A 22,280-nucleotide genomic window follows, 5' to 3' on the forward strand; every position below is an offset into this window, starting at 1 on the left:
AAGCAACCACGATTGTCCTCCATGCGCCGCAGCGGCGAAGCCCTTCCTTCCTCCCACGCAGCCGGCGGCCAGGCGCCGGCACCCGCAGGTGAACGCTCCGACTGGGCCACCCTGCGCAGGCTGTTCCCCTATCTCTGGCAGTACAAGTGGCGCGTGCTCGCCGCGCTGGCCTTCATGGTGGGCGCCAAGGTGGCCAACGTCGGCGTGCCGGTGCTGCTGAAGAACCTGGTCGACACGATGACGCCCAAGCCCGACATGGCGCAGGCGCTGCTCATCGTGCCCATCGGGCTGCTGCTGGCCTACGGGCTGCTGCGCTTTTCCACGTCGCTCTTCAGCGAGCTGCGCGAGCTGATCTTCGCCAAGGCCACCGAGGGCACGGCCCGGCAGATCGCGCTGGAGGTGTTCCGCCATCTGCACTCGCTGAGCCTGCGCTTCCACCTGGAGCGCCAGACCGGCGGCATGACGCGCGACATCGAGCGTGGCACGCGCGGCGTGCATTCGCTGATCTCGATGTCGCTCTACAGCATCGTGCCGACCATCATCGAGCTGGTGCTGGTGCTCACCATCCTCGGCGTGAAGTTCGACGCCTTCTTCGTCTGGATCACGGTGGCCGCGCTGGTGCTGTACATCCTCTTCACCGTCACGGTGACCGAGTGGCGCACGCAGTTCCGCAAGACCATGAACGAGCTCGACTCGGTGGCGCAGAGCCGTGCGGTCGATTCGCTCCTGAACTACGAGACCGTCAAGTACTTCAACAACGAGGACTTCGAAGCCGGCCGCTACGACGCCAGCCTCGACCGCTACCGCAAGGCCGCCATCAAGAGCCAGCGCACGCTGAGCATGCTCAACACCGGCCAGCAGGCGCTGATCGCCGTCAGCCTGGTGCTGATGCTGTGGCGCGCCACCTCGGGCGTGGTCGACGGGCGCATGACGCTGGGCGACCTGGTGATGGTCAACGCCTTCATGATCCAGCTCTACATTCCGTTGAACTTCCTGGGCGTGATCTACCGAGAGATCAAGCAGAGCCTGACCGACCTCGACAAGATGTTCGTGCTGATGGAAAAGGAGCGCGAGGTGCGCGACTCCCCCGACGCGCAGCCGCTGGCCGGCGCCGACGCTACCGTACGCTTCGACGACGTGAGCTTCGCCTACGAGCCTGCGCGGCCCATCCTCAAGCACGTGAGCTTCGAGATTCCGGCGGGCAAGACGGTGGCGGTGGTCGGCCCCTCCGGCTCGGGCAAGTCCACGCTCGCTCGGCTCCTGTACCGCTTCTACGACGTGCAGCAGGGGCGCATCACCATCGGCGGAGAAGACATCCGCGAAGTGACGCAATCGAGCGTGCGCCACGCCATCGGCATCGTTCCGCAGGACACGGTGCTCTTCAACGACACGGTCGAATACAACATCGCCTACGGCCGCCCCGGCGCCACGCGCGACGAAGTGGAGGCCGCAGCGCGCGCCGCGCGCATCCACGACTTCATCGCCGCCACGCCCAAGGGCTACGACACGACCGTGGGCGAGCGCGGCCTGAAGCTCTCGGGCGGCGAGAAGCAGCGCGTGGCCATTGCGCGCACGCTGCTGAAGAACCCGCCGATCGTGATCTTCGACGAGGCCACCTCGGCGCTCGACTCGGCCAACGAGCGGGCCATCCAGTCGGAGCTCAAGAGCGCCGCGCAGGACAAGACCACGCTGGTCATCGCGCACCGGCTGTCGACGGTGGTCGACGCGCACGAGATCCTGGTGCTGGAGTCGGGCGTGATCGTCGAGCGCGGCACGCATGCGCAGCTGCTCGCGAAGCAAGGGCGCTACGCCCAGATGTGGGCTTTGCAGAAGAGCGAAGCAGCGCCGCTGATGTAGCGCGATCATCCATTCCTTCTTCTTTTCATCGATCCCAGGAGTTCAGACGTGCCGAACAAGATCCCCCTGCTGGTGCTCAACAGCCTCTCGAGCGCCCACCAGGCCCAGATTGCCGAGGTCTACGACATGACCTACGCCTTCGGTCCCGCCGAGCGGGCGGCCGCCATTGCCGAGCACGGCAGGAAATTCCGCGCCGTGCTGACCATCGGCGTCATCGGCATCACGCCCGAGGAAATCGCGGCCATGCCCGCAGTGGAGCTGATCTGCTGCATGGGCGCAGGCTACGAAGGCGTGCCGCTCGAGGTGACGCGCGCCCGCGGCATCGCGACCGCCAACGGCGCCGGCACCAACGACGACTGCGTGGCCGACCATGCCTTCGGCCTGCTGATCGGCATCGTGCGCGAGTTCCGCAAACTCGACCGGCTGTGCCGCGAAGGCGTGTGGCGCGAGGCCATTCCGCAGCCGCCGAATGTGTCGGGCAAGAAGCTGGGCATCCTGGGGATGGGCACGATCGGGCAGAAGATCGCGAAGCGCGCCGCGGCCTTCGACATGGAGGTCGGCTATCACAACCGCAAGCCGAAGGAAGGCGTGTCGCAGCGCTACTTCGGCGACCTGAAGTCGCTGGCCGCATGGGCCGACTTCCTCGTGCTGGCCGCACCGGGCGGTCCGGCGACGAAGCACCTGGTCAATGCCGAAGTGCTCGACGCGCTGGGGCCGCAGGGCTACCTGGTGAGCATTGGCCGCGGCAGCGTGGTCGACACCGAGGCGCTGGCGGCGGCGCTGCGCGAGAACCGCATCGCCGGTGCCGGCCTCGACGTGTACGAGAGCGAACCGAAGCGGCCCGAGCCGCTGATCGGCCTCGACAACGTGCTGCTGACGCCGCACATGGCCGGCTGGTCGCCCGAGGCGACGCAGAAGTCGGTGGACCATTTCCTCGCGAATGCCGAAGGGCACTTCGCGGGGCGGGGCGTGGTCACGCCGATCTGATGTTCTTGCTCCTTCCCCCGCTGGGGGAAGGTCGGGATGGGGGCAGGCAGGGCGCTCGCAATGAGCGCCGCTTGCCCCCACCCCAGCCCTCCCCCAGAGGGGGAGGGGGTCAAGCCAATACCGAGGGCCGGTGCGCCGCCCAGCCGCATGCCTGGTCATAGGCATGCCCCAGCCGCAGCACGTCGAGGTCCGAATGGATCGGCCCGGCAAGCTGCAGCCCCATCGGCAGGCCGCCTTCGCCGAAGCCGGCGCGCACGTTCAGCGTCGGCAGGCCGGCCAGCGTGAAGGGCGTGACGATCTCCATCCAGCGGTGGTAGGTGTCGCTCTTCACGCCCGCCACCCCGGCCGGCCAGTGCAGCTCGGCGTCGAAGGGAAAGACCTGCGCGGTCGGCGCGAGCACGAAGTCGAAGCGCTCGAAGAGCTTGAGGAATGCGCGGTACACGTTCGATCGGTACACCGAAGCCTGGTACAGCGAGGCCGCATCGAGATGGCGGCTCTGCTCGATCTCCCATTGCGCCTCGGGCTTGAGCTGCGCGAACAGCTTCGGGTCGCTCAGGTAGGCGCCCAGCTTGCCGCCCACCAGCAGCTGCCGCAGGCGCAGCCAGGCGCTCCAGTTGTGCTCGCGCGGCACGTCGAGCGTGCAGGGCTCGACCTCGCAGCCGATGTCGCGGAAGGTGCCGAGTGCCTTCTCGCCAAGCTCGCGGATGCCGGGCTCCAGCGGCAGGTCGGGCCAGATGCTGCCGAGCCAGCCGATGCGCAGGCCCTTGCCGTCGCCCTCGAGCCGCAGTTCGTCGGGCGAGGGCAGGGCGTGCGGCGACGACAGCGGCACGCGGGTGTCGAAGCCCGCCTGCACGGCCAGCAGCCGCGCCGCGTCTTCCACCGTGCGCGCCATCGGGCCTTCGCAGCCGAGCTGCTGGAAGAACAGCTCCTCGTCGGGGTTGCCCGGCACGCGCCCGCGAGAGGGCCGCATGCCGATCACGTTGTTGAAGGCCGCCGGGTTGCGCAGCGAGCCCATCATGTCGCTGCCGTCGGCCACCGGCAGGATGCCCAGGGCCAGCGCCACCGCGGCGCCGCCGCTGCTGCCGCCCGCGCTGCGATCGGGTGCGTAGGCGTTGCGGGTGGTGCCGAACACGGTGTTGTAGGTGTGCGAGCCGAGACCGAATTCGGGCGTGTTGGTCTTGCCGATGACGACGGCGCCGGCCGCCCTGGCGCGCGCCACGTGGAGGCTGTCGGCTCGCGCGGCCGAGCGCGGCGACAGCGGCGAGCCCATCGAGGTCGGCAGGCCGGCGGCATGGCTCAGGTCCTTCACCGCCAGCGGGAAGCCGTGCATCCAGCCGCGCCGTTCGCCGCGCGCCAGCTCGGCGTCGCGCTCGTCGGCCTCGGCCAGCGACTGCGCCGGATCGCGCAGCGACACGATGGCGTTGAAGCGCGGGTTCAGCGCCTCGATGCGGGCCAGCGAGGCCTGCATCACCTCCCGGCAGGACACCTCGCGCGCGGCGATGCGGCGGGAAAGTTCGGTGGCGCTGAGTTCCAGAAGGTCGGCTGAAGGCATGGCGGATGCGGGAAAAGGAGGGGGCGCCCAGTATGGCGCGGCGCTCGCATAATCGCCGCGTATGGAAACTAAGTGGCTCGAAGACTTCATCAGCCTTGCGGAAACGCGCAGCTTCAGCCGCTCGGCCCAATTGAGGCACGTGACGCAGCCGGCGTTCTCCCGCCGCATCCAGGCGCTGGAAGGGTGGGCCGGTACCGACCTGGTGGACCGCAGTTCGTACCCCACGCGGCTCACCCCGGCGGGGCAGACGCTCTACAGCCAGGCCATCGAGATGCTGCAGTCGCTGCAGAGCACCCGCGCCATGCTGCGCGGCCACTCGGCGGCGGGTCAGGACGTGATCGAGATCGCGGTGCCGCACACGCTGGCCTTCACTTTCTTCCCCTCGTGGGTGACCAGCCTCAGGGAGCATTTCGGCCCCATCAAGAGCCGCCTGATCGCGCTGAACGTGCACGACGCCGTGCTGCGGCTGGTCGAAGGCAGCTGCGACCTGCTGATCGCCTACCACCACCCCTCGCAGCCGCTGCAGCTCGACGCCAACAAGTACGAGATGGTCAGCCTCGGCGAGGAAACCGTGGCCCCCTGGGTCAAGGCCGACGCCGAAGGCGCGCCGCGCTACCGGCTGCCGGGCCGCCCGGGCCAGCCGCTGCCCTACCTGGGCTATGCGCCGGGCGCCTACCTGGGCCGCGTGGTCGACCAACTGCTCAAGGAATCGGGCACCGCCATCCACCTCGACCGGGTCTACGAGACCGACATGGCCGAGGGCCTGAAGGTCATGGCGCTCGAAGGGCACGGCATCGCCTTCCTGCCGCAGAGCGCGGTGCGCAAGGAGATCAAGGCCCGCAAGCTCGTGAGCGCACTGCCGCCCGAGATCGACAGCCTCGAGGCGACGATGGAGATCCGCGCCTACCGCGAGCGCCCCGGCGCTCCCGCGCCCGTGAAGGCCGGGGCCGGCCGCGCCGCCGTCAAGGCCGCCGACAGCCTGCAACCCAAGCGCACGGCCGATGCGCTATGGTCTTATCTCGTCGGCACCCAGCCGCAGCGCTGAGCGCCATCACCCAACTGCCACGGAGATTTGTGCACCGCACAATCTATAAATGCCGCGCATAGGGCTTCCCGCAAAAGGCATTGGCGCCTTGAATCCGGCGCCACTACAGTCGCGGCTGCTTTTTAGCCGCTGTCACAGCAACCCCCACGGCACGCGCCCTGCGCGTGCTTTTTTTTAAGCCGAGGAACCTCTCATGAGCTCCAATTTCAGGACGGAACACGACTTCCTCGGCGACAAGCAGATCCCCGCCGTCGCCTACTGGGGCGTGCACACGGCGCGCGCGGTCGAGAACTTCCCCATTTCCGGCACCCGCATCTCGGCCATGCCCGACCTGGTGCGCGCGCTGGCCTACGTGAAGAAGGCCGCCACCCGCGCCAACGCCGACCTGGGCGCCATCGACCGAGACCGTGCCGCGGCCATCATCCTGGCCTGCGACGACATCGTCGACGGCAAGCTGCTCGACGAGTTCGTGGTCGACGTGATCCAGGGCGGTGCCGGTACCTCGACCAACATGAACGCCAACGAGGTCATCTGCAACCTCGCGCTGGAAAAACTGGGCCACGAGAAGGCGCGCTACGACGTGCTCCACCCCAACGACCACGTCAACGCCTCGCAGAGCACCAACGACGTGTACCCCACGGCGGTGCGCCTGGCGCTGTGGTTCGCCATCGGCAGGCTGCTCGAATCGATGGCCTCGCTGCGCCGCGCCTTCGAGGCCAAGGCGCTCGAGTTCAAGGACATCCTCAAGATCGGCCGCACCCAGCTGCAGGACGCCGTGCCCATGACGCTGGGCCAGGAGTTCCTGACCTACGCCATCATGATCGGGGAGGACGAGGCCCGGCTCGGCGAGGCGCGCGCGCTCATCGAGGAAATCAACCTCGGCGCCACCGCCATCGGCACCGGCATCAACGCGCCGCACGGCTACGCCAACCTCGCCTGCCAGTACCTCGCCGAGCAGACCGGCGTGCCGCTGAAGCAGGCCGCCAACCTCATCGAGGCCACGCAGGACACGGGCGCATTCGTGCAGCTGTCGGGCGTGCTCAAGCGCGTGGCGACCAAGCTCAGCAAGACCTGCAACGACCTGCGCCTGCTCTCCAGCGGCCCGCAGGCGGGCTTCGGCGAGATCAGGCTGCCGGCGCGGCAGGCGGGCTCGTCGATCATGCCGGGCAAGGTCAATCCGGTGATCCCGGAAGTCATGAACCAGGTGGCCTTCGAGGTCATCGGCAACGACATCACCGTGACGCTGGCGTCCGAGGCCGGCCAGCTGCAGCTCAACGCCTTCGAGCCGATCATGGGCTGGAGCCTGTTCAAGAGCATCCAGCACCTGAGCCGGGCCTGCACCACGCTGCAGCACAACTGCGTTGAGGGCATCGAGGCGAACCGCGAGTTCCTTGCGAAGAGGGTGCGCGAGTCGGTCACGCTGGTCACCGCGCTCAACCCGCTCATCGGCTACGAGAAGGCCGCGCTCATCGCCAAGACCGCGCTCGCCACCGGCGGGCCGATCGACCTGGTGGCCGAGTCGCTGGGCATCATGACCCGCGCCGAGATGGACGCGCTGCTCGTGCCCGAGAACCTCACGCAACCGGTGCGCCTCACGGCCGCGCCGGTTCCGCCGGCTGCCGAACCGTCGGGCCAGACTTCGGGCATAAAGGCTGCTTAGTGAAAGTCGGACAATGCCAGGAGGCAGGATCGCACCAGGCTGGCGCTGCGATGCGCATGGCCGGTGCAGCGTGTGTGTGTATGCACCGGGTTGGTCCGGGTATCACGCAAAATGCGAGTGTCTAGAATTTAGTTGTATCTGTTTCAGTCACCCTCAGGAGTTTTCCTCATGAAAAAACAAGTATTGGCATTGGCGGTTGCGGCACTGGCCGCTGGCGGCGCGATGGCGCAGGCCAACGACACGCTGGCCAAGATCAAGGCTTCCGGCGTCATCACCGAAGGCGTGCGTGAATCTTCCGGCCTGTCGTACACGCTGGGCAATGGCCAATACACCGGCTTCCACTACGACGTCTGCGCCAACATCATCAAGGACCTCGAGAAGGCCGCCGGCAAGAAGCTCGAAGTCAAGTACCAGCCCGTGACCTCGCAGAACCGCATTCCGCTCGTGCAGAACGGTACCGTCGACATCGAGTGCGGCTCCACCACCAACAACGCCACCCGCCAGAAGGACGTGTCCTTCGGCGTGACCACCTACGTCGAAGAAACCAAGATCGTCGTCAAGGCCAACTCGGGCATCAACTCGCTGGCCGACCTGAAGGACAAGACGGTCGCCACCACCACCGGCACCACGCCGCTGCAGACCGTGCGCAAGCAGAAGCGCGCCGAGAACCTGACCTTCAAGGAGGTCTACGGCAAGGACCACTCCGACAGCTTCCTGCTGCTCGAAACCGGCCGCGCCGACGCCTTCGTGATGGACGGCTCGATCCTGGCTGCCCTGGCCGCCAAGTCGAAGTCGCCCAAGGACTACAAGATCCTGCCGGACGTGCTGGCCGTCGAACCCATCGCCATCATGATCCGCAAGGACGACCCCGCCTTCAAGAAGGCCGTGGACGACAGCATCAAGGCACAGGCCAAGTCGGGCGAACTCGCCAAGCTGTACGACAAGTGGTTCCTGAAGCCGATTCCCCCGGCAGGCGTGACCATCGGCCTGCCGCTGGGTGAAGCCACCAAGAACGCCTGGGCCAACCCGAACGACAAGCCCGCCGAAGAGTACGTCACCAAGGAATAAGCGGCGCGTCGCTGCGTGATGACGCCCACCTTTCGCGGTGGGCGTTTCTTTTCAAGGGACTGGTTTTCGTAGAGACGGTGAAGAAGGAGTAAACACAAATGGGCAACTGGGATTGGCAGGTTTTCCTGCAGGACCCCGGGGGGGAATATCCGAGCTACCTGCAATGGATGCTCTCGGCGTGGGGCTGGACCGTGTCGGTCGCGCTGCTGGCGCTGGTCGTGGCGCTGGTGCTGGGCTCGCTCATCGGCATCATCCGCACGCTGCCCGACAGCCCGTGGCTGGTGCGGCTGGGCAATGCCTGGGTCGAGCTGTTCCGCAACATCCCGCTGCTGGTGCAGATCTTCCTCTGGTACCACGTGATCCCGGCGCTCATTCCCGTCATGAAGGGCGTGCCGAGCTTCATCCTCGTGGTGCTGGCGCTGGGCTTCTTCACCTCCGCGCGTATCGCCGAGCAGGTGCGCTCGGGCATCCAGGCGCTGCCCAAGGGCCAGCGCTACGCGGGCATGGCCGTGGGCTTCACCACCGCGCAGTACTACCGCTACGTGATCCTGCCGATGGCCTACCGCATCATCATCCCGCCGCTCACGAGCGAGACGATGAACATCTTCAAGAACTCGTCCGTCGCCTTCGCGGTGTCGGTCGCCGAGCTCACCATGTTCGCGATGCAGGCGCAGGAAGAAACCTCGCGCGGCATCGAGGTCTACCTCGCCGTGACGGCGTGCTACGTGGTCTCGGCACTCATCATCAACCGCCTCATGGCGTTCATCGAGAAGAAGACCCGCGTGCCGGGCTTCATCGTCTCGGCCGGCGGCGGAGGACACTGAAATGATGAATCTCGACCTTTCCTTCTACAACTGGGACGTCATCAGCAACTTCGTCGTCAAGGGCTTCTACTTCAGCGTCACGCTGACGGTGGTGGCCACGATCGGCGGCGTGATCTTCGGCACGATCCTGGCGCTCATGCGCCTGTCGGGCAAGAAGTGGCTCGATGCGCCCGCGGCCCTGTACGTCAACGGCATGCGAAGCATCCCGCTGGTGATGGTGATCCTGTGGTTCTTCCTGCTGGTGCCGGCGTCGTTCTACTCGCTGTTCGGCTCGGTGGGCTCCAACTACCGCTCCGAGATCTCGGCCGTGATCACCTTCGTCGCGTTCGAGGCCGCCTACTTCAGCGAGATCATGCGCGCGGGCATCCAGTCGATCCCGCGCGGCCAGATCAACGCCGGCCAGGCCGTGGGCATGACCTACGGCCAGAACATGCGCCTGGTGGTGCTGCCGCAGGCCTTCCGCAACATGCTGCCGGTGCTGCTCACGCAGACCATCATCCTGTTTCAGGACACGTCGCTGGTCTACGCCATCGGTGCCTACGACATGCTCAAGGGCTTCGAGACCGCCGGCAAGAACTTCGGCCGCCCGATCGAGGCCTACCTGCTCGCGGCTGTCGTGTACTTCGTCATGTGCTACGCCCTTTCTTGGCTGGTGAAACGCCTGCACAAGAAGATCGCCATCATCCGCTGACGGATTGAGTGTCCAACCGGAGAAAGAAATGTCCGAAAAAATGATCGAAATCAAGAACGTATCGAAGTGGTACGGCCCGGTGCAGGTGCTCAACGACTGCTCCGTCAACATCTCCAAGGGTGACGTGGTGGTTGTGTGCGGCCCGTCGGGTTCCGGCAAGTCCACGCTCATCAAGACCGTGAACGCGCTCGAGCCCTTCCAGAAGGGCGAGATCACCGTCAACGGCATTCCGCTGCACGACCCCAAGACCAACCTGCCCAAGCTGCGCTCCAAGGTCGGCATGGTGTTCCAGCACTTCGAGCTGTTCCCGCACCTGTCGGTGACCGAGAACCTCACGATCGCGCAGATCAAGGTGCTGGGCCGCTCGCCCGACGAAGCCAAGACCCGCGGCCTGAAGATGCTCGACCGCGTGGGCTTGATGGCGCACAAGGACAAGTTCCCGGGCCAGCTCTCGGGCGGCCAGCAGCAGCGCGTGGCCATCGCCCGTGCGCTGTCGATGGACCCCATCGTCATGCTGTTCGACGAACCCACCTCGGCGCTCGACCCCGAGATGGTCGGCGAAGTGCTCGACGTGATGGTGAACCTCGCCAAGGAAGGCATGACCATGATGGTGGTCACGCACGAAATGGGCTTTGCGCGCAAGGTCGCCAGCCGCGTGATCTTCATCGACGTGGGCGGCCGCATCCTGGAAGACTGCTCGAAGGACGAGTTCTTCGGCCATCCGGAAAACCGCCAGCCGCGCACCAAGGACTTCCTCAACAAGATCCTGCAGCACTGAGCGCCGCTGCACAGAGCAAGCAAGCGACAGAAAAGGCCATGCCGGCGACGGCATGGCCTTTTCTTTTGGACTCAGGGTCGAGCGCAGGGCCGGCCCGAGCAGGCGCCATTCACTGCGGGCGGGCCTCCCCCGACAGCGCCTTGTCGAAGAAGTCCTGAATCTCGCGCCCCAGCCGCGCCAGGAACACCTGGCGGTCGAAACCCGGCGGGTCGTCGGCGATGTTGCCGTCGGGCGTCTGGATGGGCATGGACGGCGTGTCCATGAACGCGAAGTGCCATGCGTTCGGAATGCGGCGCAGCTCGGCCGCGGGCATGTTGCTGGCCACCCATTCGGCGTGGAAGCGCGGCACCAGGAAGCGGTCCTGCTCGGCTTCGTAGATTCGCGTGGGCACTCGCACCTGCGCGAGAGACGAAGCCGTGAAGGGAACACCCGCGGGAGCCATCGACACGACCGCGCGCACGCGCGGGTCGCGCAACGAGGGAAGCAGCGAGGCCGGCGGCACCGCGGGCGCGTTCGCGGCACCGGAAGGCGACGCGTCGCCGCGGTTGACGCCGCAGAAGATCGGATCGGCGGCGCGTTCGCTCGTGCAATGCGTGGTGATGCGCGACAGGTCGGCCTGGCCGCCCGCGAGCGCCAGCACCGTGTAGCCGCCGGCCGAATGGCCCAGGGCGCCGATGCGATAGCCCCTGTCGTCGCGCGCGATGCGGTCCTTCCATAGCGGGTCCTGCAGCAGCGCATCGATCACCCGCGAGGCCTGCCGTGGCCGCTCGCCGAAGTAGGCGGCAGCGCCCTTCTTCAGCAGCGAACCGTCCTGCCAGTTGTCGCCCGGATGGCGCAGCGCCGCGACCAGGTAGCCGTCCCGCGCGAGCGCCTCGGCCAGACTGCTGTGGCCCAGCTCGGTGCCGCCGAGGCCGTGGCTCAGCAGGATCAGGCCCTTGACCTTGTCTTCGGGCGCTGCCTGGATGGCCGCCTGCACAGTGAACGGCCCCATGGCCGTCGCGCGTGCGGGCGCCTGCGTCGGGTAGTACAGCGCGACCACCGTGGGTGCGTCGTCGGGCGCGACGCCTGGAATGCGGATTTGCCTCCAGCCGGCCTGCGCGGCCATGAGCTGGAAGGACAGCAGCAGGCCGGAAGCAAGCAGCAGGCTCTGGCGAAAGAAGGAAGCGGGGGACATCGTGCGCATCTCCTCGGCGTGGTCTGTGGAATGCGCATGGTTGCCGCGTGCCGGCGCAACCTCCACGGGAATGCGACGAAATGCGCGAAAGAGGGCGCCAAGCGACTGGGCGGAGCGCGGAGCTATGCTCGTGCCGTGGCAACAGGGCGGCGCCGATAGCGCAGCCCGCACACACGGAGGAGAAAAGGATGAGAAGACCCAATCGATCCTTGCATCGCACGGTGGCGGTGTTCCGCCTCGTCGCATCGGCCTGCGCGGCGGCGACCCTGCTGGCGGCACTGCCGGCACAGTCCGCCGAGAACTGGACCGAAATTGCATCGACGCCCCGCAAGAAGGTGCTGCTGCAGCGCGATTCCATCCGCCCGCACGACGGCATGGTGGAAGCCTGGACGCTCTATCGTTATGACGAACTGCAGACCGACGTCGGCAAGACCCCGTACCGCACCTCGCGCTACCTCTACGACTACGACTGCAAGGGCGCGCGCGAAAAGGCGCGCCGCGTCGTGAGCCACAACGGCCCGCTGGAGGTGCACGACATCGACCTCAGCCGGCATACCGAGTGGAAGGCCGTCGGCGGCCCCACCACGGTGAGCGGGATCGTGTTCAAGCATGTGTGCGCGCAGGTGCGTTGACCGGGGCGCGTGCTGTCGTGGTCGACAATTGACTGCTACCAAGCCGGCAGCGAGCACACACAGCGAACCGCCAGTCTTCACCTCAAACGTGCATCTCACATGTGCATCTCACATGACCAGAATCTTTCTGTACGGTGTTGAGGCCACGTATGGCGGCGGTTGCGACTTTGAGTGGCCAGCACCTCCTCTAGGTGGTAGGCACAAACTCATTCTCTTCTTGGCGCAAACGAACGAGTCTGCTCAAGATGATCGCGTCGTTTCAGAACTCGCGAGATTTGGGTTTGTCGATCTTCACGTTGGCATTGGGCGGCCGATAGAGGTTGAAGCGCTGAATGACCCGCGGATGCAAGTGTTCAGAAGGCACTATGAGGGTGCCCTTGCGGAGGGGGTCTCGATTGTTTGGTATCCGTAGCGGCCGGCGTGTTGCAAAGGTTCAATGCGGCCAGGATCAGACTTCGCATCTTCGCCTTCAATACGTCCATCATCGCCAAGAGCTTTCGAGTACTTCACATCAGGCTATCACTCCATGGAAGCAAGGAACCGCTTTGGTGCTCTTTCGGTGTTCTTCGGTATTGCAGGGTTGCTGGCTGCCATCGGATTTACAGAAGCCCAGCGCGTGCGCATACCGGGATTTGGCCATCTCCTTACCTGGATGGATCGACGAGGCTGGGTAAGAACGCCGCCTCCAGGTCAAGTGCCCGAATGGCGGCCCTTGGGTCTTCTTGATCTCACGGATGACCGGGTCCTTCAATGGACTCTCGTGTACTCGGTCTGTTTTGCAATTTGGGCCATATTGATGGCACTCGTGGCCGAGTATGAGTGCGAAGAATCATCAAGCTTGAGTTTGGGCTTCATTCTGGGAGCGCTGGCCCTCTATGTTCAGGGCTTCGAGTACGGCATGTTCGCGCTGCTTTCTGGTGGCGCCACCCTTGTACTTATTCGGCGCGGAAGGCCTAATCTTTAGCCGATCAGACAACGCGTAGGCGGACCAACGCGTCACTGGTCGCAGGCGTTAAAGACTCACTTTCGAGAAAGTCAGAAGGAATGCAGCGGACCCTGCGTCTCCGGCCATCCTTCGACTACAACCGGGCAGGACCGGGCCTTCCTTTGTCGGTCAGAATCCCGGCGGCAAGGCTGACCAAACAGCCTCTAAGGACCTTGGCGATGGCAAAGATTCGGAGTCTTTGGATATTCGTGTTCGCGCTCGCCCTTCCGGCGTTTGCGCAGCAGAGCGGCGTTGGCGTCACCACCTTTCGGGCCTTGCCGCCGAGGCAGATTGAGCAGATGGATCGCCAACGTGCGCACGTAGCCGCCCTGCTCCAGAAACACCGCCCCGGGCATCGATTCCAGCGGTCACCTGCGGACTTTGCGGAACTGCAGTCGCTCGTTGACGCGCATGTTGTCCAGAACATGGATACCTGGGGCTTGCAGGCCTTAGGTGTGGTCTTCGGCGACGCGCTGCAGGCGGCCAATGCACCGCTCGCCTGGTGTGAGGTCACAGATGAGTTTGGAACGGACCCGACCTTGCGGGTCGGTTCGACCTCTTACCAGGTCAATGCGCTGACGATGATTTCCAAGCGTATCGAACGAGGCGAGACGGTGGACGTCCTTGACCTCGCAAACCACGTCAAGCAATCGGTGGCGCAAGCAACCGGCGGTAAACAGTGATCTCGGCTTTCGGCCATCACCAGACCTTCGCCATGGCGCCAGAAAATTACCCAGTGGTTGGTCGATTCAAGAACGAAACCGCATTCGCGATAACGCTGTATCTTGAGATGGTCCCCGAAGAGGTAATCCTTGAGCCTGGCGATGAGGTGGAACTGCTTGCGCAACCTACTGACAACCTGCTGCCTCTCGGCGTGACCCCTGTGGAGGATGGTTTCCATATACACGCACACAAAGAGTGGGACCCGGATTGGCACGTCAGGTTCAGAGGTCGAGTTATCAAGGCCGGCAATCCAACCCGTCTTTCTGATTACCGCTAAAGCCGAGCACCTGAGATGCTTGCATCGATAAACGCCAGGCGACCGGCCAATGCCGGCCAGAAGCAGACATCCCTCCAAGGCCATGCACATGAAGCAGACACGCCCAACTTGGCTTGTGAGAATGGGCTATATCTCGATCGCTCTAGGCATCCTTCTGCTGTTGCCGCTTGGCGATCTTCTGCCGGTCGATCTGTTTGGCGGTGTGCATCACTACTACCGCGTCGTCCCAGCTGAGCACAGCTGGCTCGTGGAGGCATTGTTGATTGGACTCGGCATGCTGTTGGTGCTGGTTGGCCGAGCGTTGCGCAACAAAGGTCAGTGATGGCTAGGAAAGAATCCGGCCAACACTAGTCAAATCCTCATCTCAAATCTCAACAGGAGAGAACGTGGTTTTCCTTGCAATCACTCCGCGCGGCCTGCAGGATGCGCTCCAGGAAGCGGTGAACTCAGCCACGGAGGTCTGGTGTGGCGCTGATGCAATTTCCGAGGAAGATTTCGCTGCCCGGAAGGGAAAAGGCCTGACGCGTTTCCAATACGAATTGGGGACGCGAGACCCCCTCATATTGGAGGATGCTCTCGATACCATCAGGCAGCACCACCCCAGCGAGGTTGTCTGGGTTGAAGTCCTTGCCTCAGGCTAGGCAGCTCGACCGTGTTCGGCCACAACCAGCCCCTTGCGTCGTCGGGAAAAAAATCGGTCAGAAGCGGAAATTCATAGATGAGAAGTTTTCTTGGCACTGCACTGCTTGCAATCTCATGCGCGGCTTCGGCGATGCCTCCAGTGGAAATGTGGAGCACCGCAACTGCGACGAGACCCTCGGACGGCTGGGTCATGGTCTACCGATTCGCCGACCGCTTGTCCTCGGACTTCAAGAAATCGAGCCAGCCCGAACGCGTCTCAATAGTCTGGCGGTATACCGGAAGCAAGGGGCTTCCAGTGACTCCAGAACGAGAGGCGATGGATGCGTTGGAAGACGCCGTCGAGCGCTTCGCGCCGAACAAGGCCACTTTGGCCGTCGTCTCCACGGGCAACAACCAGCGAAGGTGGGTCTACTACACCGAGTCTGCCAGCAACTTCATCGAAGCTGTCCGGAGCGTGCAGTCTCGCGCTTCGCATGTTTCGCTCGAATTTGAGACTACCGCCGACCCAGGATGGACCTTTCACGATTCATTCGTGCGCTCTATTCGCCGATAGACTGGTGCGCGGCAAAAGCCCGCTATCGAGAAGGTGACATGTCTGACATGGGCCCAGGGCCAGCATTGACCCGGCTTCACCGCCCGGCCCAAACGGACAACCAATTCCGAAGCACGCGACCGTTAGTGCCAAGCTAACTGCAGTCCTTCGCCTTCCTCCAATTCACTCGCTGGTAGAGCGTTGTCGCCATCCCTGTCCGAACGCTGTTGGCCATTCATCGAGTCGAGCCGCAAACAAACCGAGGTACCGCTCAAGGCAACCGCGAAATCCTCTGCGTCAGCAGATCGAAGAACCCCTGCGCATCCCCTTCCGCGATCCAGTTCACGTTGGCTGGCTTCTTCAGCCCGCCATACCAGTCCACCACCGTCTGCCCGAAGCCCAGCCCTTCGCGGCTGTCGACTTCCACGTTCACCTTGCGGCCCTTGAAGAGCGATGGCTGCAGCAGGTAGGCGACCACGGTAGCGTCGTGCACCGGGCCGCCGGGCAGGCCGTAGTACTGCATGTCGTGCTGCACGTAGGCGTCGAGGATGTCGGCCACGGTCCTGCCGGCCTGGTTGCCGAGGCCGCGCAGCTTTGCGATGCGCTCGGGGCTGGTCAGCACCTTGTGCGTCAGGTCCAACGGCAGCATGGTGATCGGCACGCCGCTCTTCAGCACGATCTCGGCCGCATGCGGATCGGCGAACACGTTGAACTCGGCGGTGGGCGTGATGTTGCCGCCGTTGAAATGCGCACCGCCCATGAGCACCAGCTCGCGCAGGCCGCGCGTGATGTCGGGCGCCTGCGTGAGCGCCAGCGCGAGGTTGGTTTCGGGGCCGAGCATCGCTAGCGTCACGCTCTTCTCGGGCGCGGCGCGCAGCGTGCGGATCAGGTAGTCGACTGCATTGCCCTCGGCCAGCGGCTGGCTTGGCTCGTGCACCTTCACGCCGGTGATGCCTTCGCTGCCGTGGATGTCGGCCGCGTAGATCGGCGTGCGCAGCAGAGGGCGCGGTGCGCCGGCATAGATGGCGATGTCGGGCCGCTTCGCCCACTCGCGGGCGAGGCGCGCGTTGCGCGAAGTCTTCGAAAGCGGCACGTTACCGGCCACCGTGGTGAGCGCCTGGATCTTCAACTGCTCCGGCGAGGCCATGGCGAACAGCAGCGCGATCACGTCGTCGGCGCCCGGGTCGGTGTCGATGATGAGCGTGTGCGTCGTTGCCGGCGTGGCGTCGGCGGCGTGGGCCTTCGGGGCGATGAAGCTGGCGGTCAAGAGGGCAACGAGTCCGAGAAAAAGAATCGGGAAGAGCGCGGCGAGGCGCGATGGCAGCGCCAGTGCTGCGGGCCTTGAATGCATGGGGAAGACTCCTTGCGGACGCTGTGAAGAAAGCGCCTCTCGAATCAGTCTGCCAGAGCATCGCGCGGCACGAACACCGGAACGCGAAGGCATTTTCGATGCGCTCGCGCGTGGCCGCAACGTTGCGCATACCAAGGCGTTAGCGCATCGGAAAGGCCGAAACTGAAAGTGCGCAAGGCACGGCGAAGAGGTTTCATCCGCCGTGCCCGAGGCCATGCCCCGCGTGTTGCAAAAACGCCGCTTGTTCAGGCCACGCCCGAGCCGGACGGCCGCAGGCGCTGCGCGAAGAAGGCCAGTATCTCGTCGCGCGCCGCCACCGTGGGCTGCCCCGCTTCGTCGATCAGGTGCGCCGTCACCACGCTGTGCGGGCTCGCCACCACCTGCGCGAAGAAGGGCGGCGTATTGGTGTTGGCCGCGCTGTCGGGCAGCACGCGCGCCACGAAGCGCTCGCCCAGCGCCTGCGAGAAGGCAGCGAAGCGCTGCGCCCTGCAATGCCTGTCGCCCTCGAAGCGGTAGGCCATGACGGTCAGGTCCTCGCGCTCCAGCCGCTCGCGCACCGAGGCCAGTTCGTCTGGCGACATGTTCGTGGCCTCCGGCTTGTCCATCGGCAGCGAGGGCTGGCACACCACCGGCGCGAGCATCGCGGGCTCGAGCATCATCGAGAGCGCGAAGTTGCCCGTGAAGCACATACCGATCGCGCCGACACCGGGCCCGCCGCACTCGGCATGCGCGAACCGCGCGAGCGCGCGCAGCCACTGCGTGACCGGGCTCGACTCGTTGGCCGCGAAGGCGCGGAACTCGGCGCTGACGCAGGCGCGCTTGAACACCGCGATGCCTTCTTCCGCGCCGGGCACCGCGCCATCGCGCCCGAACAGCGAAGGCATGTAGACGGTGAAGCCCGCGTCGCGCACCCAGCGTGCGAAGCGCGCCACGTGCGGGCTGATGCCGGGCATCTCGGTCATCACGATCACGGCCGGGCCCTGGCCCACGACGTAGACCCTCTTCTCGATGCCGTCGAGCGTGATCTGGCGCGCGGTGAAGTCGTCGAGCGGATCGTCTTCGTTCATGGAGCGTTGCTGTGCCATGGGTTTCCTTTTTGCCGTTCAGGTCGTGCGAAAGCGAGGGAGCTTGTATTGGACCTTCGGCCTCATCAGAATGGCAGTGTCCAATTCGACTCCTTTAAGGCTTTATCGGCCAACCATCCAGATGCATGACTTCACCGTGCTGGTGCTGCCCGGCGCCTTCAATTCCAGCGTCGCGGTCACCATGGACATCCTCGGCGCCGCGGAAGCGATGGCCGCGCGCGCAGGCGTCGCGCCGCCCCGCTGGCGGGTGTGCTCGGTGAACGGCGGCCCGGTGCAACTGCGCGCCGGCATGAGCCTCGACACCACGCGCCTGCCCGTGCGCCCGCGCGACGACCGTTCCACATGGGTGGTGCCGGGGCTCGGCCTCAACACGCCCGGCGAGATCCGCCAATGCCTCGAGAGCGCTGATGCGGCCAAGGCCATCGCAGGCCTCGTGCGCCACGCCAGGGCCGGCGGGCAGGTCGCGGCCTCGTGCTCGGCCGTGTTCCTGTTGAATGCCGCCGGCCTGCTGCAGGGCCGCCGCGCGACGGTTTCATGGTGGTACGCGCCGCTGCTCGCTCGCATGTCGCCCGGCTGCACCGTCGATGCCGACCGCATGGTGTGCTCCGACGGCCCCGTCGTCACCGCGGGCGCCGCCTTCGCGCAGACCGACCTGATGCTGCACCTGCTGCGCGAGCGCTGCGGCAGCGCGCTCACCGATCTTGTCTCGCGCATGCTGCTGATCGACGGCCGCCAGGCGCAGGCGCCGTTCATCGCGGTGGAGGTGCTGGCCAGCGGCAACGACCTGGTGGCGCGGCTCGCGGCGCGGGTGGAATCGGCATTGCCCGAGGCGCCGGCGGTGAGCGAGCTGGCGCGCGAGTTCTGCATGTCGGAGCGCACGCTCTCGCGCCACATCCGCAAGGCCACCGGCAAGAGCACGCAGGCACTGGTGCAGAGCGTGAGGCTGCGGCGCGCCCGCGCGCTGCTCGAGTCCAGCCGCATGACGGTCGAGCAGGTGGCGGGGGCAGTGGGGTATCAAGACGCCACGGCACTGCGGCGCTTGATGAAGAAGGTGGCCGGAGCGAACCCCAGCCGCTACCGCGCCTGAGCAGGCGCGGCGGCTGTCGGCATTACTCGGATTACTTCTTGCGCGCCGCGATCGCCTGCTCGGCCTTCGCCACCAGGTCCGCGCCGATGGTCGACTTCCACTTGTCGTACACCGGCCGCGTCGCCTTCACGAACTCGGCGCGCTCGGCCGGCGTGAGGCTGGTCACAGTCACGCCCATGCCGGCGATGTCCTTCAGCACCGGCTTGTCGGCCTCCACCAGGCCCTTGCGCGCGATGACGATCTCTTCCTTGCCCGCATCGATGGCCGCCTGGCGCACGATGGCCTGGTCGGCCGGCGTCCACGAGGCCCAGATTTCCTTGTTGACCACGAACACCAGCGGGTCGGCCACGTAGCCCCAGGTGGTCACGAACTTCTGGCCCACCGTCTGCATCTTGAGCACCGTGAACAGGAAGAGCGGGTTCTCCTGACCATCGACAGCGCCGCTGGCGAGCGCGGGCTGTGCATCGGCCCAGCTCATCTGCGTGGGGTTGGCGCCCAGCGCGGTGAACATGTCGGAGTAGATGGGCGAGCCCACCACGCGGATCTTCATGCCCTTGATGTCGGCCGGCGACTTGATTGGCTTCTTCGAGTTGGTGATCTCGCGGAAGCCGTTCTCGCCCCATGCGAGCGGCACCACGCCGGCCTTGTCGAGCGTCTTGAACATCTCCTTGCCGACCTCGCCCTGCGTGAGCGCGTCGATGGCCGCGTAGTCGGGCATCAGGAAGGGCATGGAGAACAGGTTGAGCTGCTTGACCTGCGGCGACCAGTTGATGGTCGAGCCCACGGCCATGTCGATCACGCCCTGGCGCAGCGCGCTGAACTCGCGCGTCTGGTCGCCCTGAATGAGCGACACGCCCGGGTACAGCTTGATGTTGATGCGGCCCTGCGTGCGCTCCTTCACCAGGTCTGCCCAGATCTTCCCGGCCTGGCCCCACGGCGTGGGCGGGCCCAGCACCAGCGACATCTTGTACTCGGGCTTGTAGGCGGCCTGCGCCATGGCGCCGGACGAGAACATGCCGAGGGCGGTGGCAACGGCGGCGAGGCCGAGCAGGGTGCGGCGGAATTTCATGATCAAGGCTCTCCTAATAATGGTTCTGCGACGGGACGGACGAAAGAATGAATCAGTAGCCGAGCTTGCGCGGCAGCCAGAGCGCGAGCTCGGGAAAGGCGATGACCAGCACCATCACCACGAACATCGAGAACAGCATCCAGCCCACCCAGCGCACGGTTTCCTCCATGCGCACCTTCGCGATGCGGCACGACACCATGAGGTTGACCGCCAGCGGCGGCGTGAACTGGCCCAGCGCCACCTTCAGCGTGAGGATCACGCCGAACCACACCGGGTCCCACTTGTAGTACTGCACGATGGGCAGCAGCAGCGGCACGAAGATCAAAAAGATCGACACGCCGTCGAGGAACATGCCCACCGTGATGAGCAGCAAGATCAGCAGCGCCAGGATGCCGTACTCGCCCAGCCCCGAGTTCACGATGGCGCGCGTGACCGGATCGATCACGCCCAGCGTCGAGAGCGAGTACGCGAAGATGCCCGCCAGCGACACCACCAGCAAGATCACCGCCGAGAGCTCGCCCGACTCGCGCAAGATCACGAACAGGTCGCGCACCTTGATGGTCCGGTGGATGCACATGCCCACGAAGAGGCCGTAGAACACCGCCACAACCGCCGCCTCGGTCGGCGTGAACCAGCCCGCGCGCATGCCGCCGAGGATGAGCACCGGCGCCGCCAGCCCCCAGGTCGCTTCGCGAAAGCTTTTCCAGAAGGGCGGGCGCGGCAGCGTGGCTTCGAGCGCGCCCATCTTGTGCTTGCGGGCGAGCCACACGGCCGGAATCATCAGCGCCAGGCCGGCCATCACGCCGGGCACCATGCCGGCCGCGAACAGCGCGGGCACCGAGGCACCGGGCACCAGCACCGAGTAGACGATGAAGGCGACCGAAGGCGGAATCAAAATGTCGGTGGCCGCCGCCGCACCCACCACGCTGGCCGAGTAGGCGGCGGGGTAGCCGGCGCGCGACATGGCCGCGATCATCACCGCGCCCACGGCGGCCGCATTGGCCGGGCCCGAGCCCGAGATGCCGCCGAGGAACATCGCCACCGCAATCGCCACCAGCGGCAGCATGCCGGGGCCACGCCCCACGATGGCAATGGCAAAGTTGACGAGGCGCAGCGCCACGCCCGAACGGTCGAAGATGGAGCCGACCAGCACGAACATCGGAATGGCCAGCAGCGGATATTTGCCCAGGCCCGCATAGAAGTTCTGCGGCACGGCCAGCAGGCCGAACCACTGGGCGTCGCTGTTGGCCAGCGCGATGCAGGCGGCGCCCGCAAGGCCCAGCGCGGCGCCGATGGGCACGCCCACCAGCATCATCACGACGAAGGCGACGAAGAGCAGGGTGGCGATCACGATGCGTCGCCCTTGCTGTTGTTGTTGTCGTCAGCGTCGCCGTGCGTCGTCTCGCGTCCGCGGCGGATCATGAGGCCTATGGCCCGCAGCGCGATGGCGAAAGACACGATGGGCAGCCAGATCGAATACCACCAGGAGGGCAGGCCGATGCCGGGCGTCGTCTCCTCGAAGCGGTAGTCGTCCCACACCATGCGGATGCTGAGCGCGCCGATGAGCGTGAAGAGCACGGCGATCATCAGCGCGCCGAACTGCGCCAGCCGCTTGCGCCGCGCCATCGAGCCGCTTTCGGAGAAGTACTCGATGCGGATGTGCCGGTCGCGCGCCACCGCGGCCGAGCCGGCCACCAGCGCCAGCATGATCATGAGGAACACCGAGAACTCTTCCGTCCAGGCGAAGGAAGAATCGGTGAAGTAGCGGACGATGACGTTGGCAAAAGTGATGAGCGCCAGCGCGCCCATGATGATGACCGTGAGCCAGTCCTCGATGGCAAGGGGAACCTTGGTCGGTTCGTCTGCGGCTTCGATGTCGGGGGGAATGGGGCTGGCGGCGTCCAGCGTGGGGCCGGACTCGGGTGGAGTTGTCATCGCAGGATGGTCAGTGAGGCACGCACGAACGCCATGTCACCGGGCGGACGCCGGGACGCGTTCCGTACACCTCGACAGGGAAACTGTTACCGATGCTAGGGGGTCCATGACCATTCATGTATCGGGGGTTTCCTTAGCCGCTCGGCCTGGGGCCGGCTTTGGGAGCGTCTTCCGGGGCGTGTGCACAGGCCGCCGGGTACTCCCCTCCGCGAATGTCCCCCGGCCTGCGGCCTCCTCCCTTATTTCGCTGCGGGGAGCACCCGGCGCCCTGTGCACGGGGAGTGCGGCTGTGGGGTTGGTGGCGCGAGCGCTGCGGCGGATTGCGG

The 22,280-nt window shown here is 65.6% G+C and carries 23 protein-coding genes; 15 read left to right on the forward strand and 8 right to left on the reverse strand.

Features of this window, described 5'->3' with window-relative positions; all coding sequences use genetic code 11:
* Nucleotides 1-21 precede the first annotated feature (21 nt).
* Nucleotides 22-1,857, forward strand: a complete 1,836-nt coding sequence (locus tag EJP69_RS08565) for an ABCB family ABC transporter ATP-binding protein/permease (RefSeq protein ID WP_126471024.1) — start codon at nt 22-24, stop codon at nt 1,855-1,857.
* Nucleotides 1,858-1,905: 48 nt separating this feature from the next.
* On the forward strand, nt 1,906-2,844 hold the full coding sequence (locus EJP69_RS08570) for a 2-hydroxyacid dehydrogenase (RefSeq protein ID WP_093207377.1): 939 nt from the start codon (nt 1,906-1,908) through the stop codon (nt 2,842-2,844).
* Between the two features lie 109 nt (nt 2,845-2,953).
* On the opposite strand, the gene EJP69_RS08575 is transcribed toward EJP69_RS08570, so the two are convergent.
* On the reverse strand, nt 2,954-4,396 hold the full coding sequence (locus tag EJP69_RS08575) for an amidase (RefSeq protein ID WP_126469428.1): 1,443 nt from the start codon (nt 4,394-4,396) through the stop codon (nt 2,954-2,956).
* A gap of 61 nt (nt 4,397-4,457) precedes the next feature.
* On the opposite strand from EJP69_RS08575, the gene EJP69_RS08580 reads away from it, so the two are divergent.
* The 6 genes from EJP69_RS08580 to EJP69_RS08605 all read left to right on the forward strand — a co-directional run bounded on the left by EJP69_RS08580 (nt 4,458) and on the right by EJP69_RS08605 (nt 10,462).
* On the forward strand, nt 4,458-5,441 hold the full coding sequence (locus EJP69_RS08580) for a LysR substrate-binding domain-containing protein (RefSeq protein WP_093207382.1): 984 nt from the start codon (nt 4,458-4,460) through the stop codon (nt 5,439-5,441).
* 193 nt (nt 5,442-5,634) lie between these two features.
* Entirely contained in the window at nt 5,635-7,101 is a 1,467-nt protein-coding gene (locus EJP69_RS08585; protein ID WP_126469430.1) for an aspartate ammonia-lyase, read from the forward strand.
* 168 nt (nt 7,102-7,269) lie between these two features.
* Nucleotides 7,270-8,169, forward strand: coding sequence for an amino acid ABC transporter substrate-binding protein (locus EJP69_RS08590; RefSeq protein ID WP_093207387.1), 900 nt, complete (start codon nt 7,270-7,272; stop codon nt 8,167-8,169).
* 98 nt (nt 8,170-8,267) lie between these two features.
* Nucleotides 8,268-8,993: an amino acid ABC transporter permease gene (locus EJP69_RS08595; RefSeq protein WP_093207389.1), complete on the forward strand. Its 726-nt coding sequence runs from the start codon at nt 8,268-8,270 to the stop codon at nt 8,991-8,993.
* 1 nt (nt 8,994) lies between these two features.
* Nucleotides 8,995-9,684 carry an amino acid ABC transporter permease gene (locus tag EJP69_RS08600; protein ID WP_093207392.1) on the forward strand — a complete coding sequence of 230 codons (690 nt, stop codon included), beginning with the start codon at nt 8,995-8,997 and terminating at the stop codon, nt 9,682-9,684.
* A gap of 40 nt (nt 9,685-9,724) precedes the next feature.
* Complete coding sequence (locus EJP69_RS08605; protein WP_093207394.1) at nt 9,725-10,462, forward strand: amino acid ABC transporter ATP-binding protein; 738 nt, start codon at nt 9,725-9,727, stop codon at nt 10,460-10,462.
* Nucleotides 10,463-10,571: 109 nt separating this feature from the next.
* On the opposite strand, the gene EJP69_RS08610 is transcribed toward EJP69_RS08605, so the two are convergent.
* Nucleotides 10,572-11,636 (reverse strand): alpha/beta hydrolase family protein, encoded by a 1,065-nt coding sequence (locus EJP69_RS08610; RefSeq protein WP_240652091.1) that lies wholly within the window; start codon nt 11,634-11,636, stop codon nt 10,572-10,574.
* 188 nt (nt 11,637-11,824) lie between these two features.
* On the opposite strand from EJP69_RS08610, the gene EJP69_RS08615 reads away from it, so the two are divergent.
* The 5 genes from EJP69_RS08615 to EJP69_RS08635 all read left to right on the forward strand — a co-directional run bounded on the left by EJP69_RS08615 (nt 11,825) and on the right by EJP69_RS08635 (nt 14,575).
* Complete coding sequence (locus EJP69_RS08615) at nt 11,825-12,268, forward strand: surface-adhesin E family protein (RefSeq protein WP_126469434.1); 444 nt, start codon at nt 11,825-11,827, stop codon at nt 12,266-12,268.
* A gap of 526 nt (nt 12,269-12,794) precedes the next feature.
* Entirely contained in the window at nt 12,795-13,232 is a 438-nt protein-coding gene (locus EJP69_RS08620) for a hypothetical protein (protein WP_126469436.1), read from the forward strand.
* Nucleotides 13,233-13,432: 200 nt separating this feature from the next.
* Complete coding sequence (locus EJP69_RS08625) at nt 13,433-13,936, forward strand: DUF3806 domain-containing protein (protein WP_240652092.1); 504 nt, start codon at nt 13,433-13,435, stop codon at nt 13,934-13,936.
* 32 nt (nt 13,937-13,968) lie between these two features.
* Entirely contained in the window at nt 13,969-14,253 is a 285-nt protein-coding gene (locus EJP69_RS08630) for a hypothetical protein (RefSeq protein ID WP_126469438.1), read from the forward strand.
* 88 nt (nt 14,254-14,341) lie between these two features.
* Nucleotides 14,342-14,575, forward strand: a complete 234-nt coding sequence (locus EJP69_RS08635) for a hypothetical protein (RefSeq protein WP_126469440.1) — start codon at nt 14,342-14,344, stop codon at nt 14,573-14,575.
* Between the two features lie 263 nt (nt 14,576-14,838).
* Here EJP69_RS08635 and EJP69_RS29435 read toward each other — a convergent pair whose 3' ends face one another.
* The gene (locus tag EJP69_RS29435) at nt 14,839-15,087 is read right to left on the reverse strand and encodes a hypothetical protein (protein WP_170217076.1); all 249 of its coding nucleotides are present in this window, start codon (nt 15,085-15,087) and stop codon (nt 14,839-14,841) included.
* Between EJP69_RS29435 and EJP69_RS08645 the strand changes: the two genes are divergently transcribed.
* Nucleotides 15,086-15,448: a DUF695 domain-containing protein gene (locus tag EJP69_RS08645; protein ID WP_170217077.1), complete on the forward strand. Its 363-nt coding sequence runs from the start codon at nt 15,086-15,088 to the stop codon at nt 15,446-15,448. The genes EJP69_RS29435 and EJP69_RS08645 overlap by 2 nt on opposite strands.
* Nucleotides 15,449-15,698: 250 nt before the next feature.
* On the opposite strand, the gene EJP69_RS08650 is transcribed toward EJP69_RS08645, so the two are convergent.
* Nucleotides 15,699-16,778, reverse strand: coding sequence for a nucleoside hydrolase (locus EJP69_RS08650; protein WP_240652093.1), 1,080 nt, complete (start codon nt 16,776-16,778; stop codon nt 15,699-15,701).
* A 245-nt stretch (nt 16,779-17,023) separates the two neighbouring features.
* A complete protein-coding gene (locus tag EJP69_RS08655; RefSeq protein ID WP_126469446.1) occupies nt 17,024-17,863 on the reverse strand; it encodes a dienelactone hydrolase family protein in 840 nt (279 codons plus the stop codon).
* Nucleotides 17,864-17,984: 121 nt separating this feature from the next.
* Between EJP69_RS08655 and EJP69_RS08660 the strand changes: the two genes are divergently transcribed.
* Nucleotides 17,985-18,950, forward strand: a complete 966-nt coding sequence (locus EJP69_RS08660; protein WP_126469448.1) for a GlxA family transcriptional regulator — start codon at nt 17,985-17,987, stop codon at nt 18,948-18,950.
* Nucleotides 18,951-18,981: 31 nt separating this feature from the next.
* Here the strand turns inward: EJP69_RS08660 and EJP69_RS08665 are convergent, their stop codons facing one another.
* From EJP69_RS08665 to EJP69_RS08675, 3 genes are read right to left on the reverse strand one after another with little or no spacing between them, the layout of a single operon-like run.
* Nucleotides 18,982-20,019 carry a DctP family TRAP transporter solute-binding subunit gene (locus tag EJP69_RS08665; protein ID WP_093207420.1) on the reverse strand — a complete coding sequence of 346 codons (1,038 nt, stop codon included), beginning with the start codon at nt 20,017-20,019 and terminating at the stop codon, nt 18,982-18,984.
* Between the two features lie 52 nt (nt 20,020-20,071).
* Complete coding sequence (locus tag EJP69_RS08670) at nt 20,072-21,370, reverse strand: TRAP transporter large permease (protein WP_126469450.1); 1,299 nt, start codon at nt 21,368-21,370, stop codon at nt 20,072-20,074.
* The gene (locus EJP69_RS08675) at nt 21,367-21,954 is read right to left on the reverse strand and encodes a TRAP transporter small permease (RefSeq protein ID WP_126469452.1); all 588 of its coding nucleotides are present in this window, start codon (nt 21,952-21,954) and stop codon (nt 21,367-21,369) included. The genes EJP69_RS08670 and EJP69_RS08675 overlap by 4 nt, the downstream gene beginning before the upstream one ends.
* Nucleotides 21,955-22,280: the final 326 nt, after the last annotated feature.

It is taken from the genome of Variovorax gossypii, assembly GCF_003965815.1.
In the GTDB taxonomy this organism is placed as follows: Bacteria; Pseudomonadota; Gammaproteobacteria; order Burkholderiales; family Burkholderiaceae_C; genus Variovorax; species Variovorax gossypii.

What these genes read in the sequence shown, in the direction of transcription:
- EJP69_RS08565 (WP_126471024.1), top strand. Translation starts at nt 22, where the DNA reads ATGCGCCGCAGCGGCGAAGCCCTTCCTTCCTCCCACGCAGCCGGCGGC.
- EJP69_RS08575 (WP_126469428.1), bottom strand. Translation starts at nt 4,396, where the DNA reads ATGCCTTCAGCCGACCTTCTGGAACTCAGCGCCACCGAACTTTCCCGC.
- EJP69_RS08580 (WP_093207382.1), top strand. Translation starts at nt 4,458, where the DNA reads ATGGAAACTAAGTGGCTCGAAGACTTCATCAGCCTTGCGGAAACGCGC.
- EJP69_RS08585 (WP_126469430.1), top strand. Translation starts at nt 5,635, where the DNA reads ATGAGCTCCAATTTCAGGACGGAACACGACTTCCTCGGCGACAAGCAG.
- EJP69_RS08590 (WP_093207387.1), top strand. Translation starts at nt 7,270, where the DNA reads ATGAAAAAACAAGTATTGGCATTGGCGGTTGCGGCACTGGCCGCTGGC.
- EJP69_RS08595 (WP_093207389.1), top strand. Translation starts at nt 8,268, where the DNA reads ATGGGCAACTGGGATTGGCAGGTTTTCCTGCAGGACCCCGGGGGGGAA.
- EJP69_RS08600 (WP_093207392.1), top strand. Translation starts at nt 8,995, where the DNA reads ATGATGAATCTCGACCTTTCCTTCTACAACTGGGACGTCATCAGCAAC.
- EJP69_RS08605 (WP_093207394.1), top strand. Translation starts at nt 9,725, where the DNA reads ATGATCGAAATCAAGAACGTATCGAAGTGGTACGGCCCGGTGCAGGTG.
- EJP69_RS08610 (WP_240652091.1), bottom strand. Translation starts at nt 11,636, where the DNA reads ATGTCCCCCGCTTCCTTCTTTCGCCAGAGCCTGCTGCTTGCTTCCGGC.
- EJP69_RS08615 (WP_126469434.1), top strand. Translation starts at nt 11,825, where the DNA reads ATGAGAAGACCCAATCGATCCTTGCATCGCACGGTGGCGGTGTTCCGC.
- EJP69_RS08620 (WP_126469436.1), top strand. Translation starts at nt 12,795, where the DNA reads ATGGAAGCAAGGAACCGCTTTGGTGCTCTTTCGGTGTTCTTCGGTATT.
- EJP69_RS08625 (WP_240652092.1), top strand. Translation starts at nt 13,433, where the DNA reads ATGGCAAAGATTCGGAGTCTTTGGATATTCGTGTTCGCGCTCGCCCTT.
- EJP69_RS08630 (WP_126469438.1), top strand. Translation starts at nt 13,969, where the DNA reads ATGGCGCCAGAAAATTACCCAGTGGTTGGTCGATTCAAGAACGAAACC.
- EJP69_RS08635 (WP_126469440.1), top strand. Translation starts at nt 14,342, where the DNA reads ATGAAGCAGACACGCCCAACTTGGCTTGTGAGAATGGGCTATATCTCG.
- EJP69_RS08645 (WP_170217077.1), top strand. Translation starts at nt 15,086, where the DNA reads ATGGTCTACCGATTCGCCGACCGCTTGTCCTCGGACTTCAAGAAATCG.
- EJP69_RS29435 (WP_170217076.1), bottom strand. Translation starts at nt 15,087, where the DNA reads ATGACCCAGCCGTCCGAGGGTCTCGTCGCAGTTGCGGTGCTCCACATT.
- EJP69_RS08650 (WP_240652093.1), bottom strand. Translation starts at nt 16,778, where the DNA reads ATGCATTCAAGGCCCGCAGCACTGGCGCTGCCATCGCGCCTCGCCGCG.
- EJP69_RS08655 (WP_126469446.1), bottom strand. Translation starts at nt 17,863, where the DNA reads ATGGCACAGCAACGCTCCATGAACGAAGACGATCCGCTCGACGACTTC.
- EJP69_RS08660 (WP_126469448.1), top strand. Translation starts at nt 17,985, where the DNA reads ATGCATGACTTCACCGTGCTGGTGCTGCCCGGCGCCTTCAATTCCAGC.
- EJP69_RS08665 (WP_093207420.1), bottom strand. Translation starts at nt 20,019, where the DNA reads ATGAAATTCCGCCGCACCCTGCTCGGCCTCGCCGCCGTTGCCACCGCC.
- EJP69_RS08675 (WP_126469452.1), bottom strand. Translation starts at nt 21,954, where the DNA reads ATGACAACTCCACCCGAGTCCGGCCCCACGCTGGACGCCGCCAGCCCC.